The organism is Roseobacter weihaiensis (assembly GCF_020622345.1).
Classification (GTDB): Bacteria; Pseudomonadota; Alphaproteobacteria; order Rhodobacterales; family Rhodobacteraceae; genus Roseobacter; species Roseobacter weihaiensis.
Genome location: NZ_JACNMO010000009.1, coordinates 85,356 through 107,586 on the forward strand (window position 1 = coordinate 85,356; position 22,231 = coordinate 107,586).

The 22,231-nt window shown below is 61.4% G+C and carries 22 protein-coding genes; 13 read left to right on the forward strand and 9 right to left on the reverse strand.

The window, feature by feature from the left end:
* Positions 1-4 precede the first annotated feature (4 nt).
* Genes H7847_RS12180 through H7847_RS12195 form a run of 4 tightly spaced genes read right to left on the reverse strand, consistent with a single transcriptional unit; the run spans position 5 to position 2,193 of the window.
* Positions 5-235: a DUF1289 domain-containing protein gene (locus H7847_RS12180; protein WP_227269754.1), complete on the reverse strand. Its 231-nt coding sequence runs from the start codon at positions 233-235 to the stop codon at positions 5-7.
* The gene (gene ruvX, locus H7847_RS12185) at positions 236-724 is read right to left on the reverse strand and encodes a Holliday junction resolvase RuvX (RefSeq protein ID WP_227269755.1); all 489 of its coding nucleotides are present in this window, start codon (positions 722-724) and stop codon (positions 236-238) included.
* Positions 721-1,962, reverse strand: coding sequence for a c-type cytochrome biogenesis protein CcmI (gene ccmI / locus H7847_RS12190; protein ID WP_227269756.1), 1,242 nt, complete (start codon positions 1,960-1,962; stop codon positions 721-723). The genes ruvX and ccmI overlap by 4 nt, the downstream gene beginning before the upstream one ends.
* A gap of 30 nt (positions 1,963-1,992) precedes the next feature.
* The gene (locus tag H7847_RS12195; protein WP_227269757.1) at positions 1,993-2,193 is read right to left on the reverse strand and encodes a hypothetical protein; all 201 of its coding nucleotides are present in this window, start codon (positions 2,191-2,193) and stop codon (positions 1,993-1,995) included.
* Here H7847_RS12195 and H7847_RS12200 point away from each other — a divergent pair.
* Both H7847_RS12200 and H7847_RS12205 read left to right on the forward strand, forming a co-directional pair.
* The gene (locus H7847_RS12200) at positions 2,192-3,436 is read left to right on the forward strand and encodes a sarcosine oxidase subunit beta family protein (RefSeq protein ID WP_227269758.1); all 1,245 of its coding nucleotides are present in this window, start codon (positions 2,192-2,194) and stop codon (positions 3,434-3,436) included. The genes H7847_RS12195 and H7847_RS12200 overlap by 2 nt on opposite strands.
* Positions 3,437-3,486: 50 nt before the next feature.
* Positions 3,487-3,903: a hypothetical protein gene (locus H7847_RS12205; RefSeq protein ID WP_227269759.1), complete on the forward strand. Its 417-nt coding sequence runs from the start codon at positions 3,487-3,489 to the stop codon at positions 3,901-3,903.
* Here the strand turns inward: H7847_RS12205 and H7847_RS12210 are convergent.
* Positions 3,872-4,108 carry a hypothetical protein gene (locus tag H7847_RS12210; RefSeq protein ID WP_227269760.1) on the reverse strand — a complete coding sequence of 79 codons (237 nt, stop codon included), beginning with the start codon at positions 4,106-4,108 and terminating at the stop codon, positions 3,872-3,874. The two genes, H7847_RS12205 and H7847_RS12210, sit on opposite strands and share 32 nt — an antisense overlap.
* Positions 4,109-4,250: 142 nt before the next feature.
* Between H7847_RS12210 and H7847_RS12215 the strand changes: the two genes are divergently transcribed.
* The 7 genes from H7847_RS12215 to H7847_RS12245 all read left to right on the forward strand — a co-directional run bounded on the left by H7847_RS12215 (position 4,251) and on the right by H7847_RS12245 (position 10,125).
* Complete coding sequence (locus H7847_RS12215) at positions 4,251-4,427, forward strand: hypothetical protein (protein WP_227269761.1); 177 nt, start codon at positions 4,251-4,253, stop codon at positions 4,425-4,427.
* A gap of 213 nt (positions 4,428-4,640) precedes the next feature.
* Positions 4,641-4,835: a hypothetical protein gene (locus tag H7847_RS12220; RefSeq protein ID WP_227269762.1), complete on the forward strand. Its 195-nt coding sequence runs from the start codon at positions 4,641-4,643 to the stop codon at positions 4,833-4,835.
* 87 nt (positions 4,836-4,922) lie between these two features.
* A complete protein-coding gene (locus H7847_RS12225) occupies positions 4,923-5,252 on the forward strand; it encodes a sarcosine oxidase subunit delta (RefSeq protein WP_227269763.1) in 330 nt (109 codons plus the stop codon).
* Positions 5,253-5,331: 79 nt separating this feature from the next.
* Positions 5,332-8,346, forward strand: coding sequence for a sarcosine oxidase subunit alpha family protein (locus tag H7847_RS12230; protein ID WP_227269764.1), 3,015 nt, complete (start codon positions 5,332-5,334; stop codon positions 8,344-8,346).
* The gene (locus H7847_RS12235) at positions 8,339-8,908 is read left to right on the forward strand and encodes a sarcosine oxidase subunit gamma (protein ID WP_227269765.1); all 570 of its coding nucleotides are present in this window, start codon (positions 8,339-8,341) and stop codon (positions 8,906-8,908) included. Before H7847_RS12230 ends, H7847_RS12235 begins: the two co-directional genes overlap by 8 nt.
* Positions 8,909-9,048: 140 nt before the next feature.
* The gene (locus tag H7847_RS12240; RefSeq protein WP_227269766.1) at positions 9,049-9,420 is read left to right on the forward strand and encodes a hypothetical protein; all 372 of its coding nucleotides are present in this window, start codon (positions 9,049-9,051) and stop codon (positions 9,418-9,420) included.
* Positions 9,421-9,525: 105 nt separating this feature from the next.
* Positions 9,526-10,125: a superoxide dismutase gene (locus H7847_RS12245; protein WP_227269767.1), complete on the forward strand. Its 600-nt coding sequence runs from the start codon at positions 9,526-9,528 to the stop codon at positions 10,123-10,125.
* Positions 10,126-10,251: 126 nt separating this feature from the next.
* Here the strand turns inward: H7847_RS12245 and H7847_RS12250 are convergent, their stop codons facing one another.
* A complete protein-coding gene (locus H7847_RS12250; RefSeq protein ID WP_227269768.1) occupies positions 10,252-10,803 on the reverse strand; it encodes an LOG family protein in 552 nt (183 codons plus the stop codon).
* 128 nt (positions 10,804-10,931) lie between these two features.
* On the opposite strand from H7847_RS12250, the gene H7847_RS12255 reads away from it, so the two are divergent.
* Both H7847_RS12255 and H7847_RS12260 read left to right on the forward strand, forming a co-directional pair.
* Positions 10,932-12,299: a LysM peptidoglycan-binding domain-containing protein gene (locus tag H7847_RS12255; protein WP_227269769.1), complete on the forward strand. Its 1,368-nt coding sequence runs from the start codon at positions 10,932-10,934 to the stop codon at positions 12,297-12,299.
* Positions 12,300-12,372: 73 nt separating this feature from the next.
* Positions 12,373-14,208, forward strand: coding sequence for an ABCB family ABC transporter ATP-binding protein/permease (locus tag H7847_RS12260; protein ID WP_227269770.1), 1,836 nt, complete (start codon positions 12,373-12,375; stop codon positions 14,206-14,208).
* A gap of 108 nt (positions 14,209-14,316) precedes the next feature.
* Here H7847_RS12260 and H7847_RS12265 read toward each other — a convergent pair whose 3' ends face one another.
* The 3 genes from H7847_RS12265 to H7847_RS12275 form a co-directional block, all read right to left on the reverse strand.
* Positions 14,317-14,772 (reverse strand): DUF302 domain-containing protein, encoded by a 456-nt coding sequence (locus tag H7847_RS12265; RefSeq protein WP_227269771.1) that lies wholly within the window; start codon positions 14,770-14,772, stop codon positions 14,317-14,319.
* A gap of 79 nt (positions 14,773-14,851) precedes the next feature.
* Positions 14,852-18,655, reverse strand: a complete 3,804-nt coding sequence (locus tag H7847_RS12270; protein WP_227269772.1) for an efflux RND transporter permease subunit — start codon at positions 18,653-18,655, stop codon at positions 14,852-14,854.
* Positions 18,652-19,890, reverse strand: coding sequence for an efflux RND transporter periplasmic adaptor subunit (locus tag H7847_RS12275; RefSeq protein WP_227269773.1), 1,239 nt, complete (start codon positions 19,888-19,890; stop codon positions 18,652-18,654). Before H7847_RS12275 ends, H7847_RS12270 begins: the two co-directional genes overlap by 4 nt.
* A gap of 215 nt (positions 19,891-20,105) precedes the next feature.
* Between H7847_RS12275 and H7847_RS12280 the strand changes: the two genes are divergently transcribed.
* Positions 20,106-20,783 (forward strand): hypothetical protein, encoded by a 678-nt coding sequence (locus H7847_RS12280; protein ID WP_227269774.1) that lies wholly within the window; start codon positions 20,106-20,108, stop codon positions 20,781-20,783.
* A 61-nt stretch (positions 20,784-20,844) separates the two neighbouring features.
* Positions 20,845-22,197, forward strand: a complete 1,353-nt coding sequence (locus H7847_RS12285) for a PQQ-like beta-propeller repeat protein (RefSeq protein WP_227269775.1) — start codon at positions 20,845-20,847, stop codon at positions 22,195-22,197.
* The last annotated feature ends 34 nt before the right edge of the window (positions 22,198-22,231 follow it).

Genomic DNA, 22,231 nt, shown 5'->3' on the forward strand with positions numbered 1-22,231 from the left:
GGCGTCAGCGCGCGAGTCGTGCGGCCCGCCCGCCGCGGCGTTTCGTCAACTGGCCCTGACGGCTCGGCAGCACCTCGATGACCGCACGGCGCGCTTCCGGCGTCATCTTGGACCACATGGTGATTTCATCGATCGAGCGCAGGCAGCCGGTACACAACCGCGATTCGGCATGGATCACACAGACCTTGATGCAGGGGCTTTCGATCTCGGCGCGTTTCCAGATGTCATCGCTCATTCATCTATCCTGTTCTGCCCGTATCACGCGGAGCCGATCCAGCGCACCTTGCAAGATATACCCAGCGGCCACGTGATCAATGACCTCGGCGCGACGTTTCCGTGACGTATCCGCCTCAAGCAGGGCGCGCTCCGCGGCCACTGTGCTGAGCCGCTCATCCCAGAAAGTGATGGGCAAGTCCAGACCGTCGATCTTTTCAAGGTTGCGGGCAAAGGCGCGGGTGGACTGGCAGCGCGGCCCTTCGGAACCATCCATGTTCCGCGGCAACCCAAGGACCAGGCCGCCAATCTGCCGGGTGGCGACAATCTCGGCCAGACGCGCCGCATCCAAGGTGAATTTGCGCCGTTTTATGGTCTCAAGCGGGGTTGCGACTGACAGAAACGTATCGCTGACAGCCACGCCAATCGTCTGGGTTCCAAGATCGAGGCCCGCAAGGCCTTGCGCCTTTGGGAGGGCTGTAAGAAAGGACGGTGGATCCTCAAAGATCATTCGACGACCTGTGCCCGCTGGCCCGCGCGCAACAGCAGATCCAGCGCCCGTGTGTCATCGGCAAAAACGATCACCGCATTGTCGTAGACCGCGCGTGCCTGACCCGTCTGGCCCAGGACACCAAGCGCCGTGATAAGCTGCGCCCAATCCTGCACGGGGCCTCCTTCGGTCGCAAGCCTGCTGGAAAGGCCCTCCACCATGCTGCTGATCATTTCCATGCGCTCTGCGGGGCTGAGATCGCTGGCAGCTTCGATGTCGGCGGAGGACGGGCCGCGCTGGCTCCCGATCCCGCCGCCAATTTCCGGCAACTGATAATTCACGCCGGCGCGCAACGACATGTCCTCGATCTGAGCGAGGATCGGCTGAATCCAGGGGGCGTCTTCGGGGCCCTCGCGCAAAAGCTGGTCCCAGAGCCGGAAGGCACTGTCGGGACGGCCGGTTTGCGCCAGCATCAACCCCATGTAATAGCGTGCGGTGCCATTGGTCTGATCCCGCGACAGCACGTCCAGCAGGACGGCCTCCGCTTCGGGGGAGACGTAGCCGCCCGCGGCCAGTACCAGCATGTCGGCAAAGTTCGTGTAGTCGTCCGCCGTGGCCTCTTCACCAAGGATGCGGATCACCTCGCGCTGGGCTTGGGCTGCGGCGCGGAAGTTGCCCAGGTTTGCCTCGTTCTGCGCAAGAAGGATGTGTCCTTGCAGATCGTCAGGCCGGGTCTCGACGGTTTCGCGCAGACGTTCGACCAGGGCGACATAGTCCGGGCTGATGTTGGGCGGGGCGACATAGGCGGGCAGGCTGTCTTCGGCCTCTTGCTGGCTGGGGCGCGTTTCGCGCGCCTGCTGGGCCATTTCGATCCGGTCCTGCAGGGCCAGATCTCCGTAGCCCGGCGCGCCGAGGTTGAGATATGTCCAAAGGCTGCCCCCGACGATGACAAGCGTCAGCACCACCGCCATCGCCATGGGCGCGCCTTTTTTGGCATCCGCCTCCACCACGTCCTCGCGCAGGGCTGCGTCGGCCGCCAGAATACGGCGGGAGATTTCGGCGCGCACACGGTCAGCATCGGCTTCATCAACGACGCCCCGGACCAGATCTTTGTCCACTTCGCGCAGCTGGTCGCGGTAGACCCGCAGATCATAGGCTGCCGCAGGCTCCGCCCCGGCGCGGCGCGGTGCCCGCAACGCAAGCGTCAACAGCACAGCCACCGCGACCGCTAAGCCAGCAGAAATGATCCAAAAAGTCATTACACCCCCCTTGTCCTCTGACTTCTTCATTTAGCGATCAATGCGGTCGTAAAAAAGGGCCAAACGACCAAGCATGCCAGCAAGTTGTGCGCAATGATGTCGCGTGTCGCAAATCCACATGAAAGTGACGCGCTCGGTCTTCCCTTTTTTCAGGACTGGCGCAGAAGGGTAGAGGCAGATGCGCCGGTGCGATTCCAGCGCGTCTTGAGTGTACGCTGGGGTCAGAGCCATGAAACGATACTCCGTCTTTGCAGTCGCGCGGGAAGCGGCCCGGTACCATTCGGGCTGGGAGCGGGCGTGGCGCAACCCCGAGCCGAAAGCGAAATATGACGTGGTCATAATCGGGGCAGGGGGGCACGGGCTTGCGACGGCCTACCACCTTGGCAAGCGCTTCGGGGTGAAACGGGTCGCCATTGTGGAAAAGGGCTGGCTGGGGGGCGGCAACACGGGTCGCAATACCACGATTATCCGATCTAACTACCTCCAGGACCCTTCCGCTGCCCTTTATGAGAAGTCCCGGGCCCTCTACGAGACCATGAGCCAGGACCTGAACTACAATGTGATGTTCAGCCCTCGCGGCGTTATCATGCTGGCGCAGACCCATCACGAGGTGCGGGGCTATCAGCGCACGGCGCATGCCAATGCGCTGCAGGGGGTGAGCACCGAATTCATCACGCCTACCCGAGTGAAGGAGCTGGTGCCGATCATCAACATCAAGGGTCCGCGGTATCCGGTGCTGGGCGGGTTGTGGCAGGCGCGGGGGGGCACGGCCCGGCACGACGCGGTGGCCTGGGGCTATGCGCGGGCCTGCTCGGACATGGGCATGGACGTCATCCAGCAATGTGAGGTGACCGCCATCCGCCGCAAGGATGGCAAGGTTGTGGGCGTCGACACTACCAGAGGTGCCATCGATTGCGAAAAGCTCGGGATCGTGGTCGCGGGCAACTCTGGTCATGTGGCGGGACTTGCGGGTTTCCGGCTGCCGATTGAAAGTGTTGCCCTGCAGGCGCTTGTGTCAGAGCCGATCAAACCCTGCATGGATGTGGTTGTGATGGCCAACACGGTGCATGGCTACATGAGCCAGTCCGACAAGGGTGAGATGGTGATCGGCGGCGGCACCGACGGATACAACAATTACACGCAGCGCGGGTCGTTTCACCACATCGAGGAAACCGTGCGCGCATTGATCGAGACCTTTCCCATGGTCAGTCGGCTCAAGATGCTGCGGCAGTGGGGCGGGATCGTCGATGTCACGGGCGACCGCTCGCCCATCCTCAGTAAAACGCCGGTCGAGAATGTCTTTATAAACTGCGGCTGGGGCACCGGCGGGTTCAAGGCCACGCCGGGGTCGGGCTGGGCCATGGCCGAGCTGATCCACAAAGGCCACGGGCCCTTGACGGATGATTTTGGCCTCAATCGCTTTCGCGAGGGACGGTTCATTGACGAAAGCGTCGCCGCCGGGGTGGCGCACTGATGGCCGGTCTACGATACGATCAGGTGTTTTTCGGCGCCAAAAGAGCTGTAATGTCCACCTGGCGGGGCGGTGGATATGCCGTCCTCGCGGCTTTTTTGACCAGCCCTGTGCACGCATTTGGTCAGGACGGATTCGTCTGCAACGCGGGCGCGACGGGCACACCCTTGATCTTACTGGTCGAGACCTTGCCGACGGTCATTTTACAGCCCTCTGACGAGGTTGCTTTCGATGTGCGCGAATTTGGCTATGCCGTATTTGTCGAAAGACGTCAGAATCGTGTGGTTTTCACCATCCGGCACCCCCGCAGAGACGAGGGCGTGACAACCATTCGCATCTTTACTTCTGCCACGCAGAGTGCCGAACCGCTGGCGCTTGAGGGCCCGCCGCCGCAGGTGCCCGGATTTGCCGAGCCATGGGAGAAGTCGTTCCGATGTCTCAGCGCTGAGAAGGTTTGGTATGGGCTTTAGCCGTCTCATCAGTGCCGTCGGGCCCATCCTCTTTCTGAAGCGCGCCAGCCGCGCTGCCAAAGGCGATCAGATTGCTGATGTCGACTTCGCGTCCGCCACGCGCGGCTTTGCGGGCGGCGATCCCGCGCCGCTCCAGCACCAGCATCACGATCGCGATCAGGGCGATTGCGCCAAAGACCAGTACGGCTATCATTTCCTTGCTCAAAGAACTGTCCTCCGTTCAGGAATAGCGGCATGTTAGCGGCTATTTTCCGTTTTGGCGACGTTTCGGCCGATAAATTTCTGCGGAACTTTTTCGGGGGGTGGCCTGTTGTTTTTCCAATTGGAACACCGAAAGGAGAACGACCATGGCCAATCAGACAAACAGAACAGGTGGTGGCAACACCGGCATGGCCTTTATCGTTGGCATCCTCGTGGTTGTCGTGGCGATCCTGGCCTACTTCATGCTGTCGGGCGGCGAAGTTGCGGTTGAGGGTCCGGACACAGCCCTTGAAGGGGCCGCAGAGGCAATCAGCGGCGATTGATAACTGTCTTTCGAAACCTGTAGCCGCTGGTGGGGATAACCCTGTCGGCGGCCCTGCGTGTTCAACCCCACGGATGGTGCAATCGGCATCTTTCGGCTGCCCGACCCCCGCACACACGGCTTGTGCTTGCCGAAACCTTCCGGGGATTCCCGCTTATGTTGCCCGCCCATTTGTGTGCCTCATGGTGAATATCTCACAAAAGGAGATAAAACCATGTCAGACTACTCACAGCACAACCAAGGGATCGGTGGCAAAGGGATTGTCGTCGGATTGGTTATCATCGTTCTCTTTGTCACGGCGCTTGCATTCCTGGGGGCCGGTGGCTCCGAGGTCGAACCGGGCACCGCAGCGATTGACCCAGGCGCGGTTCCTGTCGAATCCGAAACAGCACCTGCTGTCATCGAATAACGTTACATCCTCCCTGAAGACCAAGAAGGGCGTGCGCCACCCGGCGCGCGCCCTTCTTGTGTTGCCGCCCCGGATCGGAGCCAGCCCATGCTTATCCTGACCTGCCCCGTTTGCAGCGTGACCGCAGAAGAAACCGAATTCCATGGCGGCGGGGAAGCGCACCTCACCCGTTTCGGGCCGGGTGCGTCAGAGGAGGAGTTCGAAAACTACCTGTTTATGCGCGAGAACCCCCGGGGTGTGCATTTCGAACGCTGGCGGCATGTCTATGGCTGCGGCAAATGGTTCCATGCGGCGCGCTGCACCACGACGCTCGAGGTTTTTGGCACCTACCCGGCACAGACACTGGAGCCGCCCAAAACGCTCCGTGCGCAGATCAGCAAAAAACGCCCCGGATGGTTCTGGAGGGGGTTTGAATGAACAGCCTCCGGAACCCAGATCTCCAAGGTCCACCGTCGCGATCCGAGCCACAGCCAATCACTGCACCGAGGTCTTTCGCATGAGTAAACGTCACAGCACCGGCGGTCGGCTGCTGAACAGGGAGAAGGCGCTGCACTTCACCTTCAACGGTCAGAAATTCAGCGGCTATGAGGGGGATACGCTCGCCTCATCGCTGCTGGCCAACGATCAGATGCTGGTGGGTCGGTCCTTTAAGTATCACCGCCCGCGGGGCGTTGTCGCGGCAGGGGCGGAAGAGCCCAACGGCCTTGTTAACATGGGCGAAGGTGGCCGGTTTGAACCTAACCAGCGTGTCACCACGACCGAGCTTTTCGACGGTCTGACGGCCCGCTCTCAGAACCACTGGCCCAGCCTCGAATTCGATATCGGAGTTGTCAACAGCAGGCTCGCGCGCTTTTTGCCTGCCGGGTTCTATTACAAGATGTTCATTCATCCGCGACCCTTCTGGAAGTACATTTATGAGCCTTTCATTCGCCAGTCTGCGGGTCTGGGCCAGGCTCCGAAAGAGCCGGATGCCGATACCTACGAACACTTCTACCATTTCTGCGACCTGCTCATCATCGGCGGTGGCATCGCGGGGCTGCAAGCGGCGAAAACGGCTGCGAAATCCGGGGCCAGGGTGATGCTGATCGAGCAGACGGGTCATTGGGGTGGGCGTGCCGTGGTCGATGGGGGCATGGTAGACGGCGATCCTGTGGATAACTATGTGGAGCAAACCGTCGCGGAACTGGCTGCACTGGACAATGTGACCCTGCGCACCCGGATGATGGGTGCGGGCGTCTACGATCATGGCTATGTGTTGGGATACGAGCAGCTGCGCGACCACCTGCCCGGTTCGATGGGCCCACGGCACCGCTTGTGGCGCATCCGCGCGGGCCATATCGTGACCGCTACCGGCGCGATTGAGCGGCCTTTGTCTTTTGCGGGCAATGATGTGCCGGGCGTGACGCTGGCCGCTGCAGTGCGCGATTATCTGGTCAATTATGGCGTGTCGATTGGGCAGCGCACGGTTGTTGTGACCAATAACGATGACGCCTACCGGACGGCTTTCGCGCTCCATGACGCAGGTCTGAGCGTGCCTGCGATCCTCGATGCGCGCACAGGTTTGGGCAAGACGGACATGAGGGAGCGCGCCGAGGCACGGGGCATCACCGTGATGGCGGGCCATGCGGTGGCTTCGGTCAAGGGCGGCAAGCGGGTCACGGGGATTGCGGTCTGCAAACAGGAGGGCGCGGGGGCCGTGGTCCAGGAGATTGCCTGCGATGCCGTTGCCATGTCCGGCGGCTGGTCGCCTGTTGTGCATCTCTGGTCCCATTGCGGGGGCAAGTTGCAGTGGGATGCGGATCACGCGTTCTTTCGCCCGGATGCAGACAAGGCGCCCACCGGGGACGCAGGTCAGCCTTTTGTCACAGTCGCGGGGGCGGCGAATGGCGCGCTGAAACTGGCAGATATTCTCGAAGATGCGGATGCGGGCGCGCGGGCGGCAGCCGCTCAGATCGGTCACAAGATCCGCAAAAGCAAAAGCCCGGTCGCACAGCGCGAAGAGGAAGCGCCGCTGGAACCGGTCTGGCTGATGCCGGCAGAGGCTGAGGTCAAACTGCGCAGCAAGGCCTGGCTCGACTATCAGAACGACGTCAAAGTTTCTGACGTGCAACTTGCCGCTCAGGAAGGCTTTGAAAGCGTCGAACATGCCAAACGCTACACCACGCTGGGCATGGCAACGGATCAGGGGAAGCTCAGCAATATCAACGGGCTGGCGATCCTTTCGGATGCATTGGGTCGTCCGATCCCGCAGACGGGCACGACCACCTTTCGCCCGCCCTACACGCCAATTTCGATGGGCGCGATCGGAGGCGAGGCCCGCGGTGAGGTGTTTCAGCCGCTGCGGCGGACGCCGATGCATGACTGGCATGCGGCTCACGGGGCCGATTGGGAGCCGGTGGGCCATTGGCGGCGGCCCTATGCCTTTGTACGTGATGGCGAGCGGCTCAAGGATTCGGTCAACCGCGAGGTGCTAAACACCCGCCGGAACCTCGGTCTGCTCGATGCATCAACGCTGGGCAAGATCATCGTCAAGGGGCCAGATGCGCCCAAGTTCCTCGACATGATGTACACCAACATGATGTCGACGCTGAAGCCCGGCAAGTGCCGCTACGGTCTGATGTGTTCAGAAAACGGGTTTTTGATCGACGATGGCGTGGTCGCGCGCCTCGATGAGCAGACCTATCTGTGCCACACCACCACCGGCGGGGCGGAGCGGATCCACCAGCATATGGAAGAATGGCTGCAGACCGAATGGTGGGACTGGCAGGTCTATGTGGCCAATGTCACCGAGCAATACGCGCAGGTTGCGGTGGTGGGCCCGAACGCCCGCAGGGCGCTGGAAAAGCTTGGGGGCATGGATGTCTCCAAGGAGGCATTGGGCTTTATGGAGTGGGCCGATGGCACTCTGGGCGGCTTCAAGGTGCGCGCCTACCGCATCTCCTTCTCGGGGGAACTGAGTTACGAGATTGCCGTCGATGCCAGCCACGGTCTGGCCCTTTGGGAAAAACTGATGGAGGCGGGCGCGGCCTTCGGCGTGATGCCCTACGGCACCGAGGCCTTGCACATCCTGCGGGCGGAGAAAGGCTTCATCATGATTGGGGATGAGACCGATGGCACCGTGATCCCGCAGGATCTGGGGCTCGACTGGGCGATTTCGAAGAAGAAAGAGGATTTCCTTGGCAAACGCGCGCAGGCCCGCCGCCATATGACCGATCCGAAGCGTTGGAAGCTCGTGGGGCTTGAGACACTCTCGGGCGCGGTGATCCCTGACGGGGCCTATGCCATCGGGGAAGGGACAAACGCCAATGGCCAGCGCAATGTCATCGGGCGGGTCACTTCGACCTATTACTCGCCAACGCTGGACCGGGGCATTGCCATGGGGCTGGTGCTGTATGGTCCGGACAGGATGGGGGAGGTGATCTCCTTCCCCGGTACCGAAGGCGCGACATTCAAGGCGCGTATTGTCGACCCGGTCTTTTACGACAAGGAAGGGGAGAAGCAGAATGTCTGAACCCGTTGCCGCTTTGAACGGCGCGATTTTTGCCGGTGGGATTGCCGATGTCTGGGAGGTGCCTCTGCAGGGCATGATCACCCTGCGGGGCGATCTGGCGAATGCCAGGCTCACCAAAGCAGTCGCATCCGTCCTGTCGGGCAAGGTGCCGCAACCGGGCCGGACCACAATCACCGCAGATCGCGGCGCGGCCTGGATGAGCCCGGACGAGATTCTGATCCTCTGCGCCTATGATGAGGCCTCATCAACCCTCGCTGCGCTGGAAAAGGCGTTGGACGGTTTTCATGCGCTGGTGGTCAATGTCTCTGATGCACGGGCCTCTTTCCGGGTGAGCGGTCCCCCTGCCCGTGAGGTGATGGGCAAGCTCTGCCCCGTCGATCTGTCGCCTGCTGCCTTTACCAGTGGCATGTTCCGCCGGACCCGCATGGCGCAGGTGCCCGCCGCCTTTTGGCTCTGCGATGACGATACATTTCAAGTCATCTGCTTTCGCAGTCATGCGCAATATGTCTTTGATCTTCTGAGTGTTGCGTCGCAAGGCGGCTCGGGAGTCGGTGTGTACTAGACTTACCGCTCTCTGCATTGCCCGAGATTGACTAGCGAGATGGCAGCCCATAAGGTTGGGGTCGTTGCGTGTCAGGCGGAGAAAATGTCGTGTGTTTAAGGCTATGGGTCGTCCTTTTTCTGATGGTATCGGGCCCTGCCTTGGCGACCGGACCCGGCGGCGTGCTTTATGACTGCGATATGACCGAAAAGCGCCAGGGCGTTGGCTGGATTTCAGACAAGATCGGCATCGTCATTACCAATACCGCCAAGGTCGTCGTCTCCGACGCGGTGATCCTGCAATTCTACCAGAGGCCGCTGGAAGGGCGCCTCAGCCGCAATAATGATCGTAAACTCGTGGTGCGCTGGCGGCTCAAGAATATCGTGAACGGGGCGAACCAGACAACGACAGCCTTCGATTACACGGCAACGATCACCAAAGCCACGAACCGGATCACCGTTTATGCAAACCCCGATGGCTATCCGAACCGCTTTTCGGGCCGGGGCACCTGCGTTCTGAAAACCGCGAATTAGGTTAATTTTACCTTTTTGGAACTTTTGAGCATGTTGGCACTTGAAGTCCTGAGGCCTAGGGCTTCATTTCATCTTGTACCCACAGACTAACCAAAGGGGGCCCAAATGGCTTTTGAATTACCTGATCTTCCCTATGCGCATGATGCGTTGGCGACAAAAGGTATGTCCGCGGAAACGTTGGAATACCATCACGATCTGCACCACAACGCCTATGTCACCAACGGCAACAAAGCCATCGAAGGCACGGAATGGGCCGACAAGTCCCTCGAAGAGATCATCAAGGGTACCTATGATGCCTCTGCGGTGGCGCAGAATGGCATCTTCAACAACATCAGCCAGCTGTGGAACCACAATCAGTTCTGGGAGATGATGGGGCCGGGCCAAAGCAAGATGCCGGGCGAGCTGGAAAGCGCGCTGGTGGAAAGTTTCGGCTCCGTCGACAAGTTCAAGGAAGAATTCTCTGCCGCGGGCGCAGGTCAGTTCGGGTCGGGTTGGGCCTGGCTGGTGAAGAAAGCGGATGGTTCTCTGGCCGTGACCAAAACCGAAAATGGGGTCAACCCTCTGTGTTTTGACCAGACGGCCCTGCTGGGCTGCGATGTATGGGAGCATTCCTACTACATCGATTTCCGCAACAAGCGGCCCGCCTATCTGACCAATTTCCTCGATAACCTGGTCAATTGGGAAAATGTCGCCTCCCGCATGTAAGGCAAAACCCTTTGGGAATACCGCCCGGTGCAGGTTCCCTGTGCCGGGTTTTTTATTGCTTGTTAGCGCCGCGCCAAGACGTGGTGCTGCGCTCAGGGCGTCAGATAGCAAGCGTTTGTGGCGGGATCAGCCGAAGGCGCGCCGCAAGGCGGCCTGACAGGCTGCCGTATCCGCCAGGACGGTGTAGAAATCATGCAGGCTGTCCTCGGCAAATCCCTGCGCCGTCACATGTTGCAGAAGGGCCACGAGAGGGTCCCAGTAGCCTTCTGTGTTCAAAAGGAAAACCGGCTTTTTGTGCAGGCCGAGCTGCCGCCATGTCAAAGCTTCGAAGAACTCATCCAAGGATCCCGCACCGCCGGGCAGCACCACCACCGCATCGCAATTCATGAACATGACTTTTTTCCGCTCATGCATGGTTTCTGTGACCACATAGGTGGTCAGATCCGTCTTGCCGACCTCCCAATTGACAAGGTGTTGAGGAATGACACCAAAGGTCTCTGCCCCTGCTGCCTGTGCGCTGCGCGCCACCGCCCCCATCAGCCCGACATCCCCCGCGCCGTAGATCAGCCGCCAGCCTTCCTGCGCCAGCGCTTTGCCCAGCCTGTCCGCCTCGGCCATATAGGCGGGATCACGCCCCGCCCGTGAACCACAGTAAACGCAGACGGATTTTGGATGCATAAGAGGGGCTTTCTTGTTGAGAATAATGGTTTTGTGACGTAACGGGTTTTGACCAGTGATAGGCCAGTTGCTATGTAGGCTCAACGGTTGTGCACCAGCTTTGTGATGCACTTGGGGAAGAAGAGAAAATGATGAGCGACAAAGGGGCTGCTCCCGCGTCCGGGGGCACAGGTCTGCTGGCGGCTGGGATCGTCATTGCCGTTGTGATTGCAGCAGGTATATACATGGGTCTTCGCGACGATGCGCAGCCCGATCAGCAAGACCTGACAGCGCTGGTTGCGCCATCAGAGCAGGGCGCGGGGCAAACCGCATCACCAACCGCTGATCCGGCACCCCCCGAAGCGACAGCAGCACCGGCCGCTTCTGAAACCGCGCCCGCGGAGGAAGAATCAACCGAGCAAGCCGCCCCGACAGAGGGTTCTTCAGAATCTGCCGCGCCAGAGACTGTTGCGGCGACGACGTCGCCGACCATTGACGAAGTGCGTGTCGACGATGCCGGGGTCGCGGTGATCGCCGGGCGTGCTGCCCCCGGCAGCCAGGTTGATATTCTGGTGGATGGGGATGTTGTGGCCACCGTCGAGGCGGACGATAGCGGTGCCTTTGCCACCGTTGGGACAGTCTCCGGCGACAGTCAGGCGCGGGTTTTGTCCCTGCGCGCGACCGAAGAAGGGGGGGCCGTGGGTCTTTCCGAAGAAGACGTCATACTCGCGCCGGTCATCCCGGCGGCAGAGCCCGCCGCCTTGGCCGATGCCCCGGCAGAGACACCCGATGTGCTTGCAAACGTGGCCCCGACGCCGGGCGTCGAACCAAGCGATGAAACGACAGCGGCAATCGTCCCGGAGACCGAGGAGGCCCCCGCGCCAGGCGTGGTCGAGGACGCCGCGGTGCCCGCAACGCAACAGGCCGATGCCTCCAGCAGCGGCGCGGAAGACGCCTCGTCCGCCGAAACAGCCTCAAGCGGATCGCAGATTGCCGTTCTAAGATCGAATGAGGAGGGCGTGTCGCTTTTGCAAAGCACCCCCGTACCTGCAGGCAGCGTCGTTCTGGATACAATCGGTTATTCGGAGGACGGTGCGGTGCAGTTGAGCGGGCGGGCCAGCGTCGGGGCGGTTGAGGTGCGCGCCTATCTTGATAACCGTGCCGTTGCGCGCTTGCCGGTTGGCGCGGATGGAACATGGCGCGGCGACGTTACGGGTATCGAGGCCGGCGTCTACACCCTGCGGGTAGATGCGCTTGCGGCAGATGGGAGCGTAACCAGCCGCATTGAGACGCCCTTCAAACGCGAGGCCCCCGCGGCGCTGGCGGCGGCAACGGACGGTCGGACCGGCCCGGTTACAGCAGTGACTGTGCAGGCCGGGGATACGCTGTGGGCCATTGCGCGGGACCGTTACGGAGAGGGCCCGCTTTTTGTACGTGTTTTTGAAGCAAATCGCAGCGCGATCCGTGACCCTGACCTGATTTATCCGGGGCAGGTGTTTGATCTGCCTGGCGACTAATTGCAGCCAAGCGCTGGCAAAGTCGCACCGGGTGACTTAGGTACTAAATCCTGACACGACAGCAGGAAACCCCATGCCATCCGATAGCGCCGCTGACCAATCAACAGGTCAGATCACGAGGAACATCGAAGAAGAAGAGCGCCAGTCCGGCTGGCGCACGATCCGCAAGGTGGCGCCTTACCTCTGGCCGCAGGACAAGCCCTGGGTCCGGCACCGGGTGCTCTGGGCGCTTGGCTTGCTCATCTTTGCCAAGTTCATCTCGGTCGCGACGCCTTTCTTTTACAAAGGGGCCGTGGATGCGCTTGCAGAAGAGGGCGTGCCGATGCTGGCCCTGGGGGCGGTCGGCCTGACGGTGGCCTACGGTGGCGCGCGGCTGATGACCGTCGCCTTTCAGCAGCTGCGCGATGCGGTCTTCGCCAAGGTCGGCCAGCGCGCGCTGCGCAGTCTGGCGCTTGAGACCTTCGATCACATTCATCGCCTTTCCATGCGGTATCACATCACGCGCAAGACCGGCGGCCTCAGCCGGATCATTGAGAGGGGGGTCAAGGGCGTCGATTTTCTGCTGCGGTTCTTGCTGTTCTCCATTGGCCCGCTGATCCTCGAACTGGTGTTGGTCGGCATCATCTTTGCGCTTTACTTCGACTTTTATTACCTGCTGATCGTTGCGGTCACGATCCTGCTCTATGTCTGGTTCACCTTTGCGGTCACGGAATGGCGGGTGAAGCTGCGCCGTGAAATGAACGATCAGGACACCGATGCCAACCAGAAGGCCATCGACAGTCTGCTGAACTTCGAGACGGTGAAGTACTTTGGCGCAGAGCGGCGCGAGGCGCAGCGCTACGACAGGGCGATGGAGAAATACGAGGATGCCGCGATCAAGACAGCGCTCAGCCTCTCATTTCTGAATTTTGGCCAGTCCTTCCTGATCACCATCGGGTTGATCGGGGTGATGGTCATGGCGGCACTGGGGGTTCAGAACGGGACGCTCACGGTGGGTGATTTCGTGATGGTGAATGCGTATATGCTGCAGATCACGATCCCGCTGAATTTCCTCGGGACCGTCTACCGCGAGATCAGGCAGGCGCTTGTGGACATGGGCGAGATGTTCAACCTGCTTGAACAGCCCGCCGAAGTTGTTGATGCCCCCGACGCCAAGCCTTTGCAGGTGGCGGGCGGCCGGATCGAGCTTGACGACGTGCATTTCGGCTACAGCGCGGATCGCGCGATCCTGCGGGGGGTGTCGATCACCGCCGAGTCCGGCCAGATGGTCGCGATTGTGGGGTCGACCGGATCCGGGAAATCCACTATCGGGCGGCTGCTCTTTCGGTTTTACGATGTCGGTCAGGGGGCTTTGCGGATTGACGGGCAGGATGTGCGGCAGATTACGCAGGACAGCCTGCATGCGGCCATCGGCGTGGTGCCGCAGGATACGGTGCTGTTCAACGACACCATCCGCTACAACATTGCCTACGGCAAAGAGGGCGCCACCGCACAGGAGATCGAGGCGGCAGCCAGGGCCGCCCAGATCCACGAGTTCATCCAGTCGCTGCCTGACGGCTATGACACCACGGTGGGGGAGCGCGGGTTGAAACTCTCGGGGGGTGAAAAGCAGCGGGTAGGCATTGCCCGCACCCTGTTGAAGGATCCGCCCATCCTGCTGCTGGATGAGGCAACCTCCGCGCTCGATTCCGAGACGGAAGCCGACATTCAGGATGCCCTGATGCATGCCGGGCGCGGGCGCACCGTGCTGACCATTGCGCATCGCCTCAGTACCATCTCGGAGGCGGATCAGATCATCGTGCTGGAGCAGGGTCAGATCAGCGAACAGGGTACGCATGAGGCTTTGCTTGCCCGTGAAGGCCGCTATGCGCAGCTTTGGCGGCGCCAGCAATCCGAAGAGGCTGCGTGAGCCGAAAGGATAATCCAAGAACGCCGGACGGTCGGTACTTTGTGGCCAAGGGGCGGCTTTGCCGTTGCACGGACCCTTTGTTGGATGACACCACAAGACGCGCGGAGATTAGTCCTCCGCCACCGCTTTCGACGTGAGCTTGTCGAGCGCGCCGGTCATCATCTGGATGTAGTTGGCATCGGTGGGCACGCCATGGGTCGCCGCAAGGCTTGCCGGGTCGTGATAGAGGACACGCACGACGCCTTCATTGTCGGCATAGGCCAGAACCCGCAAAGGCAGATCAAGCCCGGCGCTGGCTGCGTCCTGCATCGCGGGGGTACCCAGTTTCGGGTTGCCGAAGATCAGCAATTCCGACGCTCCAAGTTCCATCTCAACCGAAGCGGCCCCGGCACCGTGGTCGACCCGGGCAAAGACAGTGGCCCCCGCCCCGGTCACCGCCTCGGCAAGCCGGTCAATCGTGACAGAGACTGGATGCGGGCTGACTTTTTCGATCATGTCAGCGGCAAAAGCTGCGGTTGCGGAGGCGGCAGAAAGTGCACCGGCAAGCATGAGAGGACGAAACATGAGAAGGCTCCTTTATAATATTTTTGCACGCCTAACACAGAAAGGATGCCCGGCGCCCGTCACAGTCCTGTGAACCGCGTTATTCCGCTGCTTTCAGGGAGGTGTCAGCGGGGGCCGGTGCTGTCTCGTCCTCCCAGATGAGTTCTGTACCGGCCAGACGGCGGGCGTCTCGGGTCAGGGCCCAGTCGCGGGCCGCGCGGGAGGCCCGCCCCATGGACATCTTGGCCATCAGGGTTGCGATCCAGCGCACATAGGTTGTGGCCCAGACGCGGATCGCCAGCATCGAGGGCGTGACCACCAGTGTCAGCACGGTGGCGATGCCAAGCCCAAAGACCACTGCGGTGGCGAGCTGCTTCCACCACAGCGCCGTCGGGCTGTCGATGGTGTAGCCACCCTCTGCGAAATTGATGCTCAGCCCGAACATCATCGGGGCAAGCCCGGCCATTGTTGTGATGGTGGTCAGCAGAACGGGGCGAATACGGGCCTGTGCGGTGCGGATGATCGCCTCGACGCGGGGCATGTACTGGCTGTATTCCTGATAGGTATCGATCAGAATGATATTGTTGTTCACCACAATCCCGGCGAGTGCCACAATCCCCGTCCCGGTCATGATGATGGAGAACGTCTGATCCATCACCAGCATGCCGATCAGCACACCTGTGGTCGAGAGGACCACGGCCATCAGCACCAGGATCGCGTTGTAAAAGCTGTTGAACTGCGCCAGCAGGATGATGAACATCAGACCCAAGGCCGCGGAAAAGGCGGTCTGCAGAAAGGCCTGGCTTTCTTCCTGCTCTTCCTGATCGCCCGTCCATTCCCATTCGATGTCGTCGGGCAGGGGTTGGGTGTCCAGCCAGTTGGTCAGCAGGGCGATGCGCTCATTCGAGTTAACAGGAATAAGCCGCAACGCGCCGCGTGCCACATCCGCCTGCAGGTCACGGTCTGTCTCCGCAAGTCGGTCGGTGATCTTGTAGCGGGTCTCGTCCGAGCCGACGAAATCCGCATCCGTGCCCGCAGGCCGCAGCAGCGCCAGCGTCCGGTTGACATCCTGACCGTCCTCGCGCGTGGTCTCGACCACTTTCATCAAACCGGGTGCCACATCCGCCTTCACGTCATAGTAGCGCATCTGGTCAATGCGGTTGATCTCGGCCAGCTTGGGTACGGGCGTGCGGGTGATGAAGTTACTCAGCGGCACAAGGCCGTCGGTGGTGCGGACCTTCAGCGTGTCGAGGGTCGACAGGACCCGGTCTTCGGCGGGCAGGCGCACCCTGATGTCGATTTCTTCATCGGAGCTGTCGATGCGCATCGTGTCCAGCAGCAGCCCGCGTGTCACAAGCTGCACCATCGCCCCCACGATCTGCACATCTGCCCCGTATCGCCCCGCCTTTTCCACGTCGACGTCGATCTGCCAGTCGATGCCGGGCAGGGGGCGGGTGTCTTCGATCAGGGTCAGCCCGGGCGTGGCCTCAAACTGCGCACGAACCGCTGCGGCGGCCTCGGTGAGGGAGTTAAAGCTATCTCCCTTCAGCCGCAGGTGGATGGGTTTGCCGGAGCCCGGACCTTGCGCCACTTCGAGAATTTCAGTTCTGATGCCGGGCAATACCGCGAGCTGCTCTGTGAGCTCCGAGATGACAATATCCCCGTCAAGCTCCGGCCGGTCCGTGCGATCCTCCCACGGGATGGTCTCGAACTGCACCTGTCCGATCATATCATTGGGAGAGGCCGCGCCCGAGGTATCGGTGTTCAGGCCGCCCGAGCCCGCAAAGGAAAAGGCGTTGCTGATACCAGGGTGGGCGAGCACGATCTCTTCGGCTTGCTGGACAACCGCGTCTTTTTCCTCAAGCGACAGGTTACCACGGGCCAGAACATAGACGATGCCCTGCTCGGGCTCGGATTCTACAAAGAATTCGACGCCATTGTTGTTGTTGGTGAAGTAAATCAGGATCGTACCGACAAAGACAAAGACGATTCCGGCCATTGCCAAAGGCATCACGGGATTGCCTGCGATGGCTGCCATCACATGACCAAAGGGCGAGCGCCGGTACCCGGCCGTGATGCGCTGCGGCTCCGCCTGAAAGAGTCTGCTGGCAAGCCAGCGCCCCCTGCGGCCCATCCGGGCCAGCAACCCGAAACCGGCGATAATCCCCAGCAGGATGCCGCCAATCCCGATGGCAATGCAGAAAACGGCGGCAACCACGCAGAAAAAGACCAAAGCGAACGTTGGCAGGACAGACCCCAGAAGGTTCAGCCCGTCCATGGCGGCAAATCGCGCCCCGATCACGGCAAACAAGGGCCCCAGCAGCAGGGTCATGGCCGCCATCAGCGCGGCAATCGGAAAGAGTGCCAGATGCAGATACCAAACGAGGTTGGCTGCTGTCTGCATATACTCCGAAATCCAACGCTCCAGCCGTCCGGTCACGCCGCCGAGCACCGGCAGATAGATCAACGCCACAACCAGAGAGGCCGACAGCACGAAGATCAGCGTGACGGGCAACATGCCCATGAATTCGCCCGGCACACCTGGCCAGAACAGCATCGGCAGAAAGGCACAGAGCGTTGTCGCGGTGGAGGAGATGATCGGCCAGAACATCCGTTTGGCAGCCTCCACATAGGCCTGCATCGGACCGACGCCTTCGCGTTGGCGACGGTCGGCATATTCCACCACCACAATAGCCCCATCGACCAGCATTCCCACCGCGAGGATCAATCCGAACATCACGATGTTCGAGATCGAGATACCCATCAGCGCAAGGAAGGCGAAACAGAGCAGAAAGGAGGTCGGGATCGCGAAACCCACCAGCAACGCGGCCCGGATGCCCAGGGCGGCCAGGGCCACGATCATCACCAGCGCAATCGCGGTAAAGACCGAGCCCAGAAGCTGCTGTACCATGCTGTCCACGATGCGCGACTGGTCGTTGGAGGTGCCAACCTCCACCGCGGCGCGCAGCCCCTCGGGCCAGCGCGCGCTTTGCTCCTCGACGGTCTGTTTGACGAGCGCCGCGGTATCGATGAGGTTGAAGCCCTTGCGTTTGACAATCTGCAAGGCCACCGTGTTTTCGCCATTGAACCGTGCGGTCCCGGCGCGATCCTCAAAGGTCAGGTTGATCTGCGCCAGATCGCCCAGCGTGACCACGCGGTCCCCGTTGGTTTTGACGGGCAGGTCATAGATATCGCGCGGCTCATCGAAAGAAGACGGGATTTTCACCGCAAAGGTGCCTTGCGCGGTTTCAACCTCACCGGCTGCGATAAGCTGGTTGTTGTTCTGGACCGTGTTGATGAGATCGCTTGCCGTGACGTTGTAGGCCTCCAGCCGCAGCGGATCGATAAGAACCTCGACCATCTCGTCGCGGGACCCGGCGATGCCAGCCTCCAGGACGGCATCCAAGGCTTCAAGGTCGTCCTGCAGGTCCTTGGCAACGCGCACCATTGTGCGCTCCGGCACGGGCCCGGTCAGGTTGACGATCACGATCGGAAACTCGGAGAAATTGATTTCGTTAATCGAATACTGCTCGGCCCCTTCGGGAAAGTCCGCTTCGGCTTTGCCCATGGCATCCCGGACATCGGCAAGGATCTTGGTCTTGTCCCAGCCAAACTCAAACTCAAGCGCCACACCGGCGTAGTTTTCAGCCGCCGTACCGGACATGGATTTTAACCCGTCCAGATCGGCAAGCTCGGTCTCCATCGGCTTGACCAACAGGGTTTCACTGTCGGCCGCGGAAATGCCGGGGAAAGCGACCGACACAAACAGGGCGGGGATCTCGATGTCCGGTTCACCTTCCTTGGGCAGGGTGGTGTAAGAGTATCCGCCCACAACAAGACTGAGCAGGATAAAGGCCACGATCATTCGTGCGCGGCCTGCAGCCCAATCGACCAGACCGGTCACTGGCTGAGATCCCGGTAGGTCGGGTCAACCTTGACGCCAGCGATAACGTATTCCTGCCCCAGGACGATCACGTCAATCACCTCATCCAGCCCCCCGAGCCAAACCCCTGTCGGGGTGTCGCGCAACAGCTGTACCGGGTGGAACTCGACCACGGCGTCTTCGTCAATCGTCCGCAGGCCCAGCACGCCATCATCGTTCAGTGTCAAGGCCGACTGCGGCAAGAGATGCGCTGTCACGCCTTCGCCGGAAATCAGCACATCCGCTGTCTGCCCATCCGAAATTGTCTGATTGGAATTCTCCACATCGATCTCGACGCGGAAGGTGCGGGTTGTTTCATCCGCAGAGCGGGACAGGAAGGACACGCGGCCCCGAACATCGCTTTGCCCGGTGGCCAGGGTTGCGGTGGCGGGCGCGCCGACCCTGACGCGAGCAACTTCCGTTTCGGGCACAAAGGCCACCAGCTTGATCGGGTCAAGCTGGATCACGGTGGCACACAGATCACCGGGTTGCAGCAAAGCCCCCAGTTCAGCGGTATCGCTTTCCAGCAGGCCTGCAAAGGGGGCTGTAATGGTCAGGCGGTCGACCTCCCGTTCCGCGGAATCCACCGCTGCCTGGGCCGCTTCGATGCCGGCTTGCGCGCCCTCAAGCCCCGCGCGTGCGGACTGAACCGAGGCCAGTGCCGTGGCCACATTCGCTTCGGAGTTTGCGACCCGCGTGGTTGAGGCAAAGCCACTTTCGCTGAGCCTCGATGACGCGTTCTGGTTGATCTCAGCTTCGACCAGCAGCGCCCTGGCCTGATCCAACTGCGCCTGCGCTTCCGGAGCCCGGGCCCGTGCTTCTCTCAACTGCGCGCGGGCCTGTGCCAGCGCCGTGCCGCGCGCGCCTGCGTCCAGACGGCAAAGCTGCTGGCCCGCGTCGACCGAAGCACCCTTGCGCAGGGGCTCTGACACGACAACGGCAGAAGTTTCTGATTTCACGTCAACAACGCGCGCGGCGCGGGTTTCGCCGCGCAGGGAGACAGCGGTGTCAATCATTTGGGCGGTTGAGGTCTGCACCACGACTTTGACGAGGGCTTCGCGCTCCCCATCTGTCGGCGCGGCGGCAGCGTCCTGCCCCGCCTCCTGCTGGTCGTCGGCCCCGCGTCCCATCAAAGACAGAACCGCGTCTCGATCCACGATCACAAAATACAAAGCCGCCGCCACTGCAGCCGCTGCAATGAAGGAAAAAATACGCATCACGTGTGCCCCATCGTAAATCGCCAGTTCGACCCCTGCGCCAGATACCCGCTCTCACGCCGCTGTCTTTACATATGGATACGCTAAACTGACCTGTTCAGATTAATGATTTTTTCGCGTTGGCACAATCGGTTTTATGGTAAGCGCCGACAAGCTCTTGGCTTGACCGGCCCGGCGCTGTAAGAGAGGCAACGGGCGCGTTTTGGCAGGGTACTATGAGCGATAGAGACAGTTTTATCGATGAAGTGAATGATGAGGTCCGGCGCGACCGGTTCTACTTCATGCTGCGCCGGTACGGGTGGATTGCGGCCCTGGCGGTGGTTCTGATCGTCGGGGGCGCCGCCTGGAACGAGTTTCGCAAGGCGCAGGATCGTGCACAGGCAGAAAATCTGGGTGATGAAATTCTGGCGGCCCTGAGTGCGCGTGACCCCGGCGCGCGGTTCGAGGGGCTGGACAGCATCGAGGCTGAAACCCTTGGGGCGCAAGCGGTCGTGGATCTGTTGGTCGCGGCAGAGGCGCAGCAAGCCGGAAACATCACCGCTGCCGTGGCCGCGCTGGATGGCGTTGCACTGAACCTGGAAGCCCCTCCGATCTATCGTCAGGTCGCGGCCTTCAAATCCCTGGTCTTGCAGGGCGATACGCTGGACAGCGCAACCCGTCGTCAGCAGTTCGAAGCACTGGCCTCTCCCGGCGCGCCGCTGTCGCTCATGGCGCAGGAACAGCTGGCGCTGATCGACATCGAAGAAGGCCAGACACAGGCGGCGATCGCCAAGTATCAGGCCATTTTGCAGGACGCCGGGGTGAGCGCGGACTTGCAACAGCGTGCCTTACAGGTGATTGTGGCGCTCGGGGGATCACCCGAGATTTCAAATCTGCCGGGTATCGGGAACTGATCCGGTGGCAGACCATGCGGGTGAGCACTGAGCGAACAAGACCTTGAGTGAGCGGGGCAAGATGAAGACTGTAACGAATTCGGCCCGACAGCCCGTGACACGTGGCGTGTTTGCCGCGATTGTGGCAACCGTGGTTTTGGCAGCCTGTGCGCAGGACGATCAGATCCTGCCCGGAAAGCGCGAAAGCATCCGATCCGTGTTGGCGGGGGATGCAGCGACCGAGCAAACGACACCCGGAAATGAAAGCCGTCCGATTCGTCTGCCTGCCGTTCAAACCAACGCGACCTGGCCGCAGGCGCCGGGCTCGCCGGCCTTTCGCACAGACCATCCTGCCCTGTCAGCCCAGCTGACCCGCGTCTGGTCCTCCGACATTGGCGCCGGGGACGGGCGCCGGCAGCGGATTACGGCCGCGCCGGTGGTCGCGGGGGGGCTGATCTACACGCTGGACTCAGAAACGCTTGTAACCGCGACGGCGACCAATGGTCAGACCGTGTGGGAGCAGGATCTCCGGTCACCAAGCGATCCGGGTGGGCAGGCCACGGGCGGCGGGCTGGCCTATGATGACGGGCGGCTCTATGTCTCTGTCGGTTACGGCAATCTGGTGGCGCTTGAGGCCACCACGGGTGCGGAAGTCTGGCGGCAACGTCTGGACGGCACTGCTTCGGGCACGCCGACGGTTTTTGACGGTCTGATCTATCTGACCGCCGGAGATGACAGAGGCTGGGCAATTTATACCGACGATGGACGGATCGCGTGGCAATTGACCGCATCTCCCGATGTCACCAACGTGTTGGGGGCACCTGCCCCTGCGATAGGAAACGGTCTGGCGGTTTTTGCCTTTGGATCTGGCGAAGTGCAGGCCGTGTTTCGCCAAGGCGGGCTGCGCCGCTGGGATGCCTCCGTGCGGGGTGAAAGGCTCGGGGCGGCGCTTGGAAATGTCGGCGATGTGACCGCGGAGCCGGTGATCGACGGCAATCGTGTCTATGTGGGCAATCAGTCCGGTCGGATCGTGGCACTTAATCTGGAATCGGGCGCACGCCTGTGGACCGCCGACGAAGGGGCGGAAGGCAACATCATACCTGCCGGGGACAGCATCTTTGTCGTGTCGGAGTTGAACGAGCTATTGCGGCTGGATGCGTCAGATGGCAGTCGCATCTGGGGCGTGAGCCTGCCGCGGTTCGTCACCGACCGGCCCAACAGGCGGGCTGAGGTGGTCGTGCACCACGGCCCGATCCTCGCCGGGGGGCGGCTGCATGTGGCGTCCAATGACGGGCTGTTGCGCAGCTTTGATCCGGAAAGCGGCGCTCTCTTGTCCAGCGTCGAGATACCGGGGGGGGCCACCTCTGACCCTGTCGTGGCGGGTGGGGTGCTTTATGTTGTGTCGACAAATGGTGATTTGCACGCTTTCCGTTAGCGCGCGTTTGCGGTAAAGCGCGGGCTTGATCCCC

Bases quoted from the DNA above. Each gene is read 5' to 3' on its own strand.
- H7847_RS12180 (WP_227269754.1), bottom strand. From the start codon at position 235: ATGAGCGATGACATCTGGAAACGCGCCGAGATCGAAAGCCCCTGCATC.
- ruvX (WP_227269755.1), bottom strand. From the start codon at position 724: ATGATCTTTGAGGATCCACCGTCCTTTCTTACAGCCCTCCCAAAGGCG.
- ccmI (WP_227269756.1), bottom strand. From the start codon at position 1,962: ATGACTTTTTGGATCATTTCTGCTGGCTTAGCGGTCGCGGTGGCTGTG.
- H7847_RS12200 (WP_227269758.1), top strand. From the start codon at position 2,192: ATGAAACGATACTCCGTCTTTGCAGTCGCGCGGGAAGCGGCCCGGTAC.
- H7847_RS12195 (WP_227269757.1), bottom strand. From the start codon at position 2,193: ATGGCTCTGACCCCAGCGTACACTCAAGACGCGCTGGAATCGCACCGG.
- H7847_RS12205 (WP_227269759.1), top strand. From the start codon at position 3,487: ATGTCCACCTGGCGGGGCGGTGGATATGCCGTCCTCGCGGCTTTTTTG.
- H7847_RS12215 (WP_227269761.1), top strand. From the start codon at position 4,251: ATGGCCAATCAGACAAACAGAACAGGTGGTGGCAACACCGGCATGGCC.
- H7847_RS12220 (WP_227269762.1), top strand. From the start codon at position 4,641: ATGTCAGACTACTCACAGCACAACCAAGGGATCGGTGGCAAAGGGATT.
- H7847_RS12225 (WP_227269763.1), top strand. From the start codon at position 4,923: ATGCTTATCCTGACCTGCCCCGTTTGCAGCGTGACCGCAGAAGAAACC.
- H7847_RS12230 (WP_227269764.1), top strand. From the start codon at position 5,332: ATGAGTAAACGTCACAGCACCGGCGGTCGGCTGCTGAACAGGGAGAAG.
- H7847_RS12235 (WP_227269765.1), top strand. From the start codon at position 8,339: ATGTCTGAACCCGTTGCCGCTTTGAACGGCGCGATTTTTGCCGGTGGG.
- H7847_RS12245 (WP_227269767.1), top strand. From the start codon at position 9,526: ATGGCTTTTGAATTACCTGATCTTCCCTATGCGCATGATGCGTTGGCG.
- H7847_RS12250 (WP_227269768.1), bottom strand. From the start codon at position 10,803: ATGCATCCAAAATCCGTCTGCGTTTACTGTGGTTCACGGGCGGGGCGT.
- H7847_RS12255 (WP_227269769.1), top strand. From the start codon at position 10,932: ATGATGAGCGACAAAGGGGCTGCTCCCGCGTCCGGGGGCACAGGTCTG.
- H7847_RS12260 (WP_227269770.1), top strand. From the start codon at position 12,373: ATGCCATCCGATAGCGCCGCTGACCAATCAACAGGTCAGATCACGAGG.
- H7847_RS12265 (WP_227269771.1), bottom strand. From the start codon at position 14,772: ATGTTTCGTCCTCTCATGCTTGCCGGTGCACTTTCTGCCGCCTCCGCA.
- H7847_RS12275 (WP_227269773.1), bottom strand. From the start codon at position 19,890: ATGCGTATTTTTTCCTTCATTGCAGCGGCTGCAGTGGCGGCGGCTTTG.
- H7847_RS12280 (WP_227269774.1), top strand. From the start codon at position 20,106: ATGAGCGATAGAGACAGTTTTATCGATGAAGTGAATGATGAGGTCCGG.
- H7847_RS12285 (WP_227269775.1), top strand. From the start codon at position 20,845: ATGAAGACTGTAACGAATTCGGCCCGACAGCCCGTGACACGTGGCGTG.